At 72.7% G+C, this 12,026-nt stretch carries 9 protein-coding genes; 6 read left to right on the plus strand and 3 right to left on the minus strand.

All coding sequences use genetic code 11. The annotated features are described in order from the left end of the window. The first annotated feature begins 148 nt into the window (after positions 1–148). Positions 149–532 carry a signal peptidase I gene (locus tag ACSUPT_RS26650; protein WP_351966264.1) on the plus strand — a complete coding sequence of 128 codons (384 nt, stop codon included), beginning with the start codon at positions 149–151 and terminating at the stop codon, positions 530–532. A gap of 109 nt (positions 533–641) precedes the next feature. Here the strand turns inward: ACSUPT_RS26650 and araA are convergent, their stop codons facing one another. After that, entirely contained in the window at positions 642–2,153 is a 1,512-nt protein-coding gene (gene araA, locus ACSUPT_RS26655) for an L-arabinose isomerase (protein WP_436945832.1), read from the minus strand. A gap of 71 nt (positions 2,154–2,224) precedes the next feature. Further along, a complete protein-coding gene (locus ACSUPT_RS26660) occupies positions 2,225–3,925 on the minus strand; it encodes a ribulokinase (protein WP_436945834.1) in 1,701 nt (566 codons plus the stop codon). 483 nt (positions 3,926–4,408) lie between these two features. Between ACSUPT_RS26660 and ACSUPT_RS26665 the strand changes: the two genes are divergently transcribed. The 4 genes from ACSUPT_RS26665 (at position 4,409) to yjfF (ending at position 9,152) form a co-directional block, all read left to right on the plus strand. Next, entirely contained in the window at positions 4,409–5,407 is a 999-nt protein-coding gene (locus ACSUPT_RS26665; RefSeq protein WP_436945835.1) for an ABC transporter substrate-binding protein, read from the plus strand. 69 nt (positions 5,408–5,476) lie between these two features. Beyond that, entirely contained in the window at positions 5,477–7,036 is a 1,560-nt protein-coding gene (locus ACSUPT_RS26670; protein ID WP_403501648.1) for a sugar ABC transporter ATP-binding protein, read from the plus strand. After that, positions 7,033–8,136, plus strand: a complete 1,104-nt coding sequence (locus ACSUPT_RS26675; protein ID WP_436945838.1) for an ABC transporter permease — start codon at positions 7,033–7,035, stop codon at positions 8,134–8,136. Before ACSUPT_RS26670 ends, ACSUPT_RS26675 begins: the two co-directional genes overlap by 4 nt. Further along, positions 8,133–9,152, plus strand: coding sequence for a galactofuranose ABC transporter, permease protein YjfF (gene yjfF / locus ACSUPT_RS26680; RefSeq protein ID WP_361662136.1), 1,020 nt, complete (start codon positions 8,133–8,135; stop codon positions 9,150–9,152). Before ACSUPT_RS26675 ends, yjfF begins: the two co-directional genes overlap by 4 nt. A gap of 538 nt (positions 9,153–9,690) precedes the next feature. Here the strand turns inward: yjfF and ACSUPT_RS26685 are convergent. After that, complete coding sequence (locus tag ACSUPT_RS26685) at positions 9,691–10,713, minus strand: LacI family DNA-binding transcriptional regulator (protein WP_399218540.1); 1,023 nt, start codon at positions 10,711–10,713, stop codon at positions 9,691–9,693. 364 nt (positions 10,714–11,077) lie between these two features. Here ACSUPT_RS26685 and araD point away from each other — a divergent pair, with 364 nt between their 5' ends. After that, positions 11,078–11,815, plus strand: a complete 738-nt coding sequence (araD, locus tag ACSUPT_RS26690; RefSeq protein WP_436945840.1) for an L-ribulose-5-phosphate 4-epimerase AraD — start codon at positions 11,078–11,080, stop codon at positions 11,813–11,815. Positions 11,816–12,026: the final 211 nt, after the last annotated feature.

Below are 12,026 nucleotides of genomic sequence, written 5' to 3' on the forward strand. Positions count from 1 at the left end.
TCCCTCCTCCGCCTTGCATCCGCACGCACCATGCCCCGCTCACCCACAGGCAAAGACACCGCGCCACGGAGTCGGGCTGATCCGAAAGACAGGCCCTAGCCGTACGGCCCCCGGGCGGGACGCGGGGCTGCTGCTAGAGTCCCGGCGCGTGGAAGACAGCGTGTACGTGGGCAACGCGGGCAAGGACGCGCCGCTCGACCGGGGTTGGATCCTCGGCCACTTCAAGGACCCCGGCGATCCGCGCCACAGCGGGGACGTGGAGATCAAGTGGGGCGTCCACCCGCGCGGCGACCGGCGGCTCGCGTGGGTGAGGGGCGAGGAACGCACCACCGTCCTGGTCCTCGTCAGCGGCCGCTTCCGCGTCGAACTCCCCGGCCGTCACGTGGTCCTGGAGGAGCAGGGCGACTACGTCGTGTGGGGACGCGGGGTCGACCACTCCTGGTACGCGGAGGAGGAGTCGGTGGTGCTGACCGTCCGATGGCCTTCCGTGCCCGGCTACGCGGTGGCGCCGCAGGACGGACCGCGTCCGTAGAAGCGGCCGCCGGGGCGCGGGGCGGGGCCGCGGTGGCCGTGCCCGGCGCAGGGGCGGCCGGCGTGCGGACCGGTGGCGGGCACCGGTCCGCGAGAAGCCGGACGCCGCCTCACATACCGAGGGCCAGGCGGTGGTACGCCTGGTTCCAGCGCAGGTCGCGGCGGAACTGCCGGGGCGTCGTCGACGCGTCGATCAGGGCCAGCTCCACCTTCAGCATCTCGGCCAGGTCGTCCAGGTGCTCGGAGGTGAGCGCCGTGCTCAGGACGGTGTGGTGGGGCCCGCCCGCCATGAGCCAGGACTCCGTGGACGTCCGCAGATCGGGCCGGGGGCGCCAGACGGCGCGGGCCACCGGCAGCGCGGGCAGCGGCCGCGGCGGCGCGACCACGTCCACCTCGTTGGCCACCAGGCGGAAGCGGTCGCCGAGGTCGCTCAGCCCGACCACGACGGCCGGGCCGGGAGCCGCGTCGAAGACCAGCCGGACGGGGTCCTCGCGGCCGCCGATGCCCAGCGGGTGGATCTCGCAGCCGGGCGTGTCGGCGGCGATCGACGGACACACCTCCAGCATGTGGGCGCCGAGGATCAGTTCGCCGCCCGGCGTCATGTCGTACGTGTAGTCCTCCATGAACGAGGTTCCGCCGGGCAGGCCCGCGGCGGCCACCTTGAGCGCGCGCAGCAGGACGGCCGTCTTCCAGTCGCCCTCGCCGCCGAATCCGTACCCCCCGGCCATCAGGCGCTGCACGGCCAGGCCCGGCAGCTGGCGCAGGCCGCCGAGGTCCTCGAAGTTGGTGGTGAAGGCCTTGAACCCGCCCTCGTCGAGGAACGTGCGCAGACCCGCCTCGATGCGCGCCGCGTAGCGCAGCGAGTCATGGCGTTCGCCGCCCGCGCGCAGCTCCGGCGCCAGGCGGTAGAGGTCCTCGTACTCCGCGACCAGGGCCGTGATCCCGCTCTCGGGCGCGCGGTCCACGACGTCCACCAGGTCGTTGACGCCGTAGGTGTTGACGGACACGCCGAAGCGGAGCTGCGCCTCCACCTTGTCGCCCTCGGTGACGGCGACGTCGCGCATGTTGTCGCCGAAGCGGGCGACCTTGAGGGTGGCCAGTTCGGCGCGGGCGTCCGCGGCGCGCGCCCAGGTGACGACGCGCTCGACGGTCACCGGGTCCGAGACGTGGCCGGCCACCGTCTTGCGCGGCACTCCGACGCGGCCCTGGACGTGGCCGAACTCGCGGTCGCCGTGGGCCGCCTGGTTGAGGTTCATGAAGTCCATGTCGATGGTGTCCCAGGGCAGGGCCACGTTCGACTGGGTGTGCAGATGCAGCAGCGGCTTGCGCAGGGCGTCCAGCCCGGCGATCCACATCTTCGCCGGGGAGAAGGTGTGCATCCAGGCGATGAGGCCCACACACCGGTCGTCGGCGCCCGCGTCCAGGCACACACGGCGGATGGCGTCGGCGTCGGTGAGCACGGGTTTCCACACGACGCGGACGGGCAGGCCGGCGGTGGCGGCCAGCGCGGTGGCGATCTCCTGCGACTGCCGCGCGACCTGCTTCAGGGTCTCCTCGCCGTACAGCCCTTGGCTGCCGGTGAGGAACCACACTTCACGCACGGGGGAATGCTGGCTGGGCACATGGGCTCCTGGAAAATCGGCATGGCGGATCGGGACGGCCGCGGCGGGCGCGGCCGGGCGGGACGGGGGGTTCAGTTCGCGGCGAGTGCCGTGTTGCGGATGCCGCGCAGGCGGTGCAGCAGCTCTCCCGGGCCGAAGTGGTCGTGGAGCTGCCGGTACAGGGTGAAGAGGGCGTCGTAGGCGTCGGCCCGTGACGGGTCGGGCACGTAGACGGCGCGCCGCCGCCGTCCCATGGCGGCCGTCGCCGCGCGTACGTCGGGGTGCGCCCCGGCGGCCACGGCGGCGTGGACGGCGGAGCCGAGGGCGGGGCCCTGCGCGGACACCGCGAGGGAGACCGGGCGGCGCAGGACGTCCGCGTAGATCTGCATGAGCAGCTCGTTCCTGGCCAGACCGCCGGCGACGATGAACTCGTGCACGGGCACGCCGCCGCTCTCCAGCGCCTCGACGATGACCCGGGTGCCGTACGCGGTGGCTTCGAGCATCGCGCGGTAGACGTCCTCGGGCCGGGTGGCGAGGGTGAGGCCCGCGATGACGCCGGAGAGGTGGTGGTCGACGAGGACGGAGCGGTTGCCGTTCAGCCAGTCCAGGGCGATCAGGCCGTGACCGCCCACCGGCTGGCCCGCCGCCTTGCGGGTGAGCAGGGCGTGCAGGTCCTCGCCCCGCGCCTCGGCCTCGTCGCGGTACTCCTGCGGGACGCCCTGGTCCAGGACCCAGGCGAAGATGTCCCCGACGGCGCTCTGCCCGGCCTCGTAGCCGTAGGCGCCCTCCACGATGCCGCCGTTGACGACCCCGCAGATGCCGGGGATCTCCGCGAGGACGGGGGCGTTGACGACGTGGCAGGTGGAGGTGCCCATGATGGCGAGCAGGCGCCCGTCCTCCACGGCCTGGGCCGCCGCTGCGGTGACGTGGGCGTCCACGTTGCCGGCCGCCACGGCGATGCCGGGGCGCAGCCCGGTCCACGCGGCCGCCTCGGCGGACAGGGAGCCGACGCGGGAGCCGAGCGGGGAGAGGGGGAAGTCGAGGCGGGTGCGGACGAAGTCGGCGAACCGGGGGTTCAGCGCGGCCAGGTACTCCTCGCCGGGGTAGCCGCCGTCCTGGTGGATGCCCTTGTATCCGGCGGTGCAGGTGTTGCGGGACTCGGAGCCGGTGAGCTGCCAGACGATCCAGTCGGCCGCCTCGATCCAGCGTGCGCAGGCGTCGTAGACCTCCGGGTCCTCTTCGAGGACCTGGAGGGCCTTCGCGAACTGCCACTCGGCGGAGATCCTGCCTCCGTACCGGCCGATCCACTTCTCGCCCCGGGCGTGCGCGAGCGCGTTGATCCGGTCGGCCTGGGGCTGCGCGGCGTGGTGCTTCCACAGCTTGGGCCACGCGTGCGGCCGGTCCGCGAGGGGCGTCTGGGCCAGCGGCGTCCCGTCGGCCAGGGTGGGCAGCACGGTGCAGGCGGTGAAGTCGGTGGCGATGCCGATGACCGCGTCGGGGCGGACGCCGGACGCGGCCACGGCGGCGGGCACGGCCCGCCGCAGGACGTCCCGCCAGTCCTCGGGGTGCTGCAGAGCCCAGTCGGGCGGCAGTCGCGTGCCCGAGCCGGGGAGTTGACGGTCGATCACACCGTGGGTGTACGTGTGGACCGCGGAGGCCAGTTCTTCACCGTCGCGTACCCGTACGACCACGGCGCGGCCCGAGAGGGTGCCGAAGTCGACGCCCACGGTGTAGCGCTCGCCGTCGTCGGAGGGGTGGGATGCGGATGCTGCGGGGGGTGAGGCGGACGTCACCGGGGTTGCCTTTCGGGTAGCCGTGCGGCGGCGGACGCCGCTGCCGGTACCGGAAGCGGTGCCCGCGCCCGACGGACGGTGGGTTCCCTGGGAGTGTTAGCGCTAACAATCCCGGACGCAAGAGGTGTGCGGAAAACGTATGCGGACCTCCGCCCGCGACGGAACGCCGCCGCATGGGGTGCGCGTGGCTCGGGTTGGGGTCCGGGCCCGGTCCGGCCGCGCGATGCGGGGCCGTGCAGGGGTGTCCGGGCCGGCCCGGCCGCCGGGGTGTCGCGCGAGGTGCGCGGCGCGGGCCGTCGGGCCGCTGCGGGATCACGGAAACATAACGCGTGCAAGGGGGTTGAGGATTCGCAGTGTTAACGCTCACAATTCATCGGCGTCCCCTCCTCGACGAGGGTCGCCCTCCTGTCCCGATGCCTGACGCCGGCCGCGCTCCCGGTGGCACGGACGGGTACTTCCGTGCACCTCGAAAGGACAACCGCCATGGCTCGCAGAGCTGCTCTCGCCGTCAGCATCGCCCTCCTCGCCTCCACGGCGCTGACCGCGTGTTCCACCCAGGCCCCGGAATCCGGCTCCGCGGGGGCCTCCGGAGGCCGCTCCGACGGCAGGATCACCCTCGGCTTCGCCCAGGTGGGCGCCGAGAGCGGCTGGCGCACGGCCAACACCAAGTCCGTCCAGGAATCGGCCAAGAAGGCGGGGATCACCCTCAAGTTCTCCGACGCGCAGCAGAAGCAGGAGAACCAGATCAAGGCGATCCGCACCTTCATCCAGCAGAAGGTCGACGTCATCGCCTTCTCGCCGGTCGTGGAGTCCGGCTGGGACACGGTGCTGAGGGAGGCGAAGGACGCCGGTATCCCGGTGATCCTCACCGACCGCGCCGTGGACACCAAGGACACCTCCCTCTACAAGACGTTCCTCGGCTCGGACTTCGTCAAGGAGGGCCGGTCCGCCGGCGAGTGGCTCACCACCGCCTACGCCAAGGAGAACGGCCCCGTCAACATCGTCGAGCTCCAGGGCACCACCGGCTCCGCGCCCGCCAACGACCGCAAGGCCGGCTTCGCCGACGTCATCAAGGACGACGGCAAGTTCAAGATCATCGCCTCGCAGTCGGGCGACTTCACCCGGGCCAAGGGCAAGGAAGTCATGCAGGCCTTCCTCAAGTCGCACCAGGACATCGACGTGCTCTACGCCCACAACGACGACATGGCCCTCGGCGCCATCCAGGCCATCGAGGCCGCGGGCAAGAAGCCGGGCAAGGACATCAAGGTCATCTCGGTCGACGGGATCAAGGACGCCTTCGTCGCGATGACCGAGGGCAAGATCAACGTCGTCGTGGAGTGCAACCCGCTCCTCGGCGACCAGCTGATGGAGCTGGTGAAGAAGGTCGCGGCGGGCGAGGAGGTGCCGCCCCGCGTGGAGGTCGAGGAAGGCGTCTTCACCCAGGACAAGGCCGCCGAGGCGCTGCCGTCCCGCAGGTACTGACGCCACGGACGTCCGGACGCCGGAGGGGACCGCCTCCGGCCCTCCGCCGACCCCATGAGAGGAGGGCGGATGGCAGCCCCATCCACCCCGCGGAACCCGGCCGCCGACGAGCGGCGGCCGGTCCTTGAAGCACAGGGCGTCCGCAAGGAGTTCCCGGGCGTGCTCGCCCTGGACGGCGTCGCCCTGCGGCTCTTCCCCGGCGAAGTACACGCCCTGATGGGCGAGAACGGCGCCGGCAAGTCCACCCTGATCAAGGTGCTCACCGGCGTGCACCCGGCCGACGGCGGCACCATCCTCGTCGACGGCCGGCCGCACGCCTTCGCGGACCCGCTCCAGGCGCAGCAGGCCGGCATCAGCACCGTCTACCAGGAGGTGAACCTCTGCCCGAACATCTCGGTCGCGGAGAACATCCTCATCGGACGGGAGCCGCGCAGGTTCGGCCTGGTCCACTGGTCCGCGCTGCGGCGCAGGGCCGCCGAACTCCTGACGGAACTGGACCTCGACCTCGACGTCACCACTCCGCTCGGCGCCCACTCCCTGGCGGTGCAGCAACTCGTCGCCATCGTCCGCGCGGTCGACGTCTCGGCGAAGGTCCTCGTCCTGGACGAGCCCACCTCCAGTCTCGACCGCGAGGAGGTCGAGCAGCTCTTCGCCCTGGTGCGGCGGCTGCGGGACAGGGGCGTGGCCATCCTCTTCGTCACGCACTTCCTGGACCAGGTCTTCGAGATCTGCGACCGCGTCACCATCCTGCGCAACGGACGCCTCGAAGGGGAGTACCCCATCGGGGAGCTCACCCCGGTGACCCTGGTGCAGCGCATGATCGGCGGCGCCCTCGCCACCCTCGACGAACTGTCCGACCGCGCCCAGCGGGAGGCGGCGGAGCGGGCGGCGGGCGAGCCCTTCCTCCAGGCCCGGGAACTGACCCGCGCCGGATCCATCGAACCGTACGACCTGGACATCCACGCCGGAGAGGTCATCGGCCTGGCCGGCCTGCTGGGATCCGGGCGCACCGAGGCGGCCCGGCTGCTGTTCGGCGCGGACAGCGCCGACGCCGGACAGGTGAGGGTGGAGGGCGAGACGGTGTCCCTGCGCACCCCGCGCCACGCCATCGCCCACAAGATCGCGTTCTGCTCGGAGAACCGCAAGTCCGAGGGGATCGTGGGGGAGCTGACCGTCCGCGAGAACATCGTGCTCGCCCTCCAGGCGGCCCGCGGCTGGACCAGGCCGCTGTCCCGGAGCACCCAGGACGAACTGACCCGCACATGGATCGAGGCGCTGGACATCCGCCCGGCCGATCCCGAAGCGCAGGTGCGCAACCTGAGCGGCGGCAACCAGCAGAAGGTGCTCCTGGCGCGCTGGCTCCTGACGGAACCCCGGCTGCTGATCCTCGACGAACCCACCCGCGGCATCGACATCGGCGCCAAGGCGGAGATCCAGAAACTCGTGGCGCGCCTCGCCGCCGACGGCACCGCCGTGCTGTTCGTCTCGGCGGAACTCGAAGAGGTGCTCCGCCTCAGCCATCGCGTCGCCGTGCTCAGGGACCACCGGATGGTGGCGACCCTGATCAACGACGACAGCGTCACCCCGGAACGCATCCTGGCCACCATCGCCACGGGAACGGACTCATGACCTCCCAGCACACCAAGGCCGCGACGGCCGGCGGCCTGGTCCGAAGGGCGGCCGGCCACCGACTGCTGTGGCCCTCGCTCGTCCTGCTGACCCTGCTGCTCGGCAATGCCGTCTTCACCGACGGCTTCCTCACCGTCGGCGTCCGCGACGGCCACCTCTACGGCAGCCTCGTCGACATCGCGCAGTTCGGCGCCCCCCTGATCCTGGTGGCGCTCGGCATGACCCTGGTGATCGCCACCCGGGGCATCGACCTCTCGGTGGGGTCCACCGTCGCCATCGCGGGCGCGCTCGCCTGCGAGCACATCGCGTCGTCACCGAGCCCCGGCAGCGTCACCACCGTGCTCACCGCCGCCGGCGTCGCCCTCGGCGTTGCGGCCGTATTCGGCCTCGTCAACGGAGTCCTGGTGTCCCGGGTGGGCGTCCAGCCCATCGTGGCCACCCTGATCCTGATGGTCGCGGGACGCGGTGTGGCGCAGCTGATCACCGACGGGCAGATCATCACCGTGAACAGCGACGCCTACCACATGATCGGCGGGGGCTACTGGTTCACGTTCCCGTTCGCCGTGCTGCTCGCGGCCGCCGTCGTCGCGCTCACCGCCCTCGTCACCCGGCGCACCGCGCTCGGCCTGCTCATCGAGTCGGTCGGCGGCAACCCGGCGGCCAGCCGCCTGGTGGGCATCCGCGCCGCCGGGCTGCTCACGCTGGTGTACGTGTTCTGCGCGCTGTGCGCCGCCGTCGCCGGTCTGATGATCAGCTCCAATGTGTCCAGCGCCGACGGGAACAACGCGGGGCTGTGGATCGAGCTCGACGCCATCCTCGCCGTCGTCATCGGCGGAACGGCCCTGACCGGCGGGCGCTTCTCCCTCGGCGGCACCGTCCTGGGCGCGCTCATCATCCAGACCCTCTCCACCACCGTCTACACCCTCGGGGTGCCGCCCGAGACCACGCTCGTCTTCAAGGCGTTCGTCGTCATCGCGGTCTGCCTCGTCCAGTCCCCGGCCTTCCGGGCGAAGGCGCTGCGCCGCCGCCGGACGGCGCGGCCCCCGTCCCCCACCACCACGGCGGGCGCCGCCCCGCAGCAGCAGGAGGTACGCGCATGAGCACCGGCACCGCGAACGCGCGTCTCACCCGGCTCCTGCCGGGCCCCGTCTCGTCGCGCCTGCGTACGCGCCTTCCCCTGATCGTGACCGCCGCCCTGCTGGTGGCGATGTTCGCCGTCGGCTCGGTGCGCTACGAGGGCTTCCTCTCGGCCCAGGTCGTCCTGAACCTGCTGATCGACAACGGCTTCCTGCTGGTCGTCGCCATCGGGGCCACCTTCGTCATCCTCACCGGCGGCATCGACCTGTCGGTGGGCTCCATGATCGCCCTGTCCACGATGACGACCGCCTGGCTGGTCGAGGTGCACGGCTGGCCGCTGGCCTCCGTCATCCCCCTGGTCCTCATGATCGGGGCGGGCGGCGGCGCGCTCATGGGCTGGGTGATCCACACCTTCGAGATCCAGCCGTTCATCGTCACCCTGGCCGGCATGTTCCTCGCACGCGGCCTGTGCTACACCATCAGCACCGAGTCGATCACCATCGACGACCCGGCCACCGTGGCGCTGGCGCAGACCCGGCTGTACGGACCCGGAGGGCTGTTCGTCTCCGTCTCCGTGGTCATCGCCCTGGTCGTCCTGGCGGTCGCCTTCGTGGTCCTGCACCACACCCGGTTCGGGCGAGGCGTCTACGCCGTGGGCGGCAACGAGACCTCCGCACGGCTGATGGGCCTGCCGGTGGGCTCCATCAAGGTGGCGGTCTACGCGATCAGCGGTCTGTGCTCGGCGCTGGGCGGGCTGCTGCTGACCTTCTACATGCTCTCCGGCTACCCGCTGCACGCCATGGGCATGGAACTCGACGCGATCGCCGCCACCGTCATCGGCGGGACCCTGCTGACCGGCGGTTCGGGCTTCGTCCTGGGCACCGCGCTCGGCGTGCTGGTCCTGGGAACGATCCAGACGGTCATCAACTTCCAGGGCACGCTCAGTTCCTGGTGGACGCGCATCGTCATCGGCGTCCTGCTGTTCGTCTTCATCGTGCTCCAGCGGCTCATGACGGGCCGGCGGGACGCCACCGACTGAACGCGGACCGAACACCGCTCGGCCGGGCGCGCGGCCCGTCGGGGTACGCGGCCCGTCGGGGTGCGCGGCCCGACCGGGCGCGCGGCCCGGCGCCCGCCGTTGTGCCCGGCCCCGCGCGGGACGACCCGCCCGCCGGGCGGCAAGGGGGCGGGGAGGCGCGGAGGTTCGGCTGCCCGGGCCGGTACGGGGCGGGGCACGCGCACCCGCCGGGTGCGCGGCCACGCGCACGCCCGGCGCCGCCCGCGCGGCCACGCGCCCGCACCCGGTGCCAGGTTGCGGGCCGGGCCAGAGGGATGGGGGAGCGGCGACGATCCCGTACGCGCCGCTCGCAGGGCCGCTGTGCTCGGAGGGGGGCGCTACCGGGGCTCCACGTCCGGGGGCAGCGCGTCGATCGGCCGGGGCGCCCTTCGCCGGGCGCCGTCTGCCCCCGCCCGCCACGCCGTAAGGTCCCGTGCGCGGGTGCGTACATCGAGCCGGGGTTCCGGGGCTCAAGGGTGCCGGGGGCGGACCGGGCCGGATGCCCGGTCTCCCCGCGCGGTCACTCCTCGGCCGCGGTCCTGCGGCGGGCGGTGCTGGTGCGCACGATGAGCTCGGGTGCGACCGTCAGGTGCGCGGCCTCCGTCGCGGTGCCCTCGATGTGGTTCAGGAGCAGGCCGATGCTGCTGCGGCCGAGCGAGCCGAAGTCCTGGCGGACCGTGGTGAGCGGGGGCGGGAAGAACTCGGCCTCCGGGATGTCGTCGAAGCCGGCCACCGCCACGTCCGCCGGGGTGCGCAGCCCCACCTCCCGGAAGGCCCGCAGCACACCGAGCGCCATCTGGTCGTTCGCGACGAACACGGCGGTGAGCTCCGGTCCGCGGCCGTGGGACGCCAGCGCCCGGCCCGCGAGCTGCTGCCCGGCCTGGTAGCCCGACAGGGGGCTCCAGTCGCCCCGCAGCACGGGCGGCACGTCGGCGCCCGCCTCCCGCAGCGCGCTCTCCCAGCCGGCGGTGCGGGCCTCGCTCTCCAGCCAGTCGGAGGGGCCGGCCACGTGCCACACCGTGGAGTGCCCCGCGGCGAGCAGATGCTCCGTGACCATCCGCGCCCCGAGGTGCTGGTCCACCGACACTCCGGGCAGGTCGAGGGTGTGGCCGCCCTCCACGGTGACGACGGGGCACGGCGCGTCCAGGGCGGCCAGGGCGCGCACGGCGTCGCGCTGCGGGGTGATGGCGATCACGCCCTCCACGCCCCAGGCCATGAGGTGCTGCATCGCCTCGGTGAGCGAGGCGTCCGTGATCGTGCGCAGAGTGACGGCCGAGGTGAGGTAGCCGCGGTCCCGCGCCGCCTCCTGGACGCCGCTGAGCGTGCTGGCGGGCCCGTGCAGCGTCGTGTTGACGGCGATGACGCCCAGCGTGTGGGTCCTGCGGGTGGCGAGGGCGCGGGCCGCCGGATTGCGGCGGTAGCCCAGCTGCTCGATGACCTCCATCACCGCGGAGCGTGTCTTGGCGCTGACGTTCGGGTGGCCGCTGAGCACGCGGGAGACGGTCTGGTGGGACACGCCGGCGACGCGCGCCACGTCCGCCATCGTGGGCGCTCGGGAGACGTCCGGGAGCTGGGTCAATCCTCTGCCTTCCTGGTTCGCTGGCTGGCCCCTGGCCAAGGTACCGCCTGAGCGGCGGCCGCCCCCAGGGCCGGACCGGGTGCCTGCTCCGGCGAACAGCGATGTGTGCGTTCACATCCACCGGGCGTGCCGCGTGTAAGAGCGGGGTGACTTCTGCGTCACCTCTTGAGTTATCGCCATGTTAGCGCTCACAATCCAGGGGTGCGACGCATGGGCACTCGACGCCCGCGTCGTCCGGTCCCCTCCATCCACTCGTGCACGGACGCGGGCTCCTGCGGGCGCACTCTCCGAAGAGCCGCTGCCGATGTCGGAAAGACGGTGAGACGTAGTGAGCGAGCCCCTCTCCTTCGGGGACCTCCGCCGTGAGGTCCTGGCGGCCAACCTGCGGATACCGGAAGCCGGCCTGGCCACCCTCACCTGGGGGAACGTCAGCGGTGTCGACCGGGACGCCGGGGTCTTCGTCATCAAGCCGTCCGGCGTCTCCTACGCGGAACTCACCGAGGAGGACCTGGTCGTGGTGGCCCTGGAGGACGGCAGGGTCGTCGAGGGGGACCTCAGGCCGTCCACCGACACCGAGACCCACCGGTGCCTGTACCGCGCCTTCCCCTCCATCGGCGGCGTCACCCACACCCACTCGACGCACGCGGTCGCCTTCGCGCAGGCCCGCCGCCCCATACCCGTGCTCGGCACCACCCATGCCGACACCTTCAACGGCCCCATCCCCGTGACGGACGACCTGACGGCCGCCCAGTGCGCGCGTGACTACGAGTACAACACCGGCCAGGTGATCGTGGCGATGCTCGAAGGCGATCCCCGCCGGGCCGAGGAGGTGCCCGGCGCGCTGGTCTCGCGGCACGGCCCCTTCACCTGGGGGGCCACCGCGACGGCGTCGCTGGAGAACGCCGTCGTCTGCGAGGCGGTCGCCGAGATGGCGCTGCACACCCTGGCGCTGCGTCCGCCCGCCGACCACTCCGAGCCGCCGCGGCACCTGCTCGACCGGCACTTCACCCGCAAGCACGGACCCGACGCCTACTACGGCAACGCCGCCCCCGCCACCGCGCGCTGACCGCGGGCGGCTCCCTCCCCGCGCCGGTGCGCCCCGGCACCCCGGTCCGGCCGCCCGTCCACTCGGGCCGTGGGCCCCGGCACCGGGGCCAGGTGCAGCGCGCGTCCGGGACGCGCCGAGACCCCCTCATCCGCCCGGGCGCCCCGCCCGGCACACCGGCGCCCGGCCGTACCGTCGCACGGCTCCCCGTCGCCGCACGGCTGCCCATCGT

The sequence above is a fragment of the Streptomyces sp. SudanB25_2051 genome (assembly GCF_964272635.1).
GTDB lineage: Bacteria > Actinomycetota > Actinomycetes > Streptomycetales > Streptomycetaceae > Streptomyces.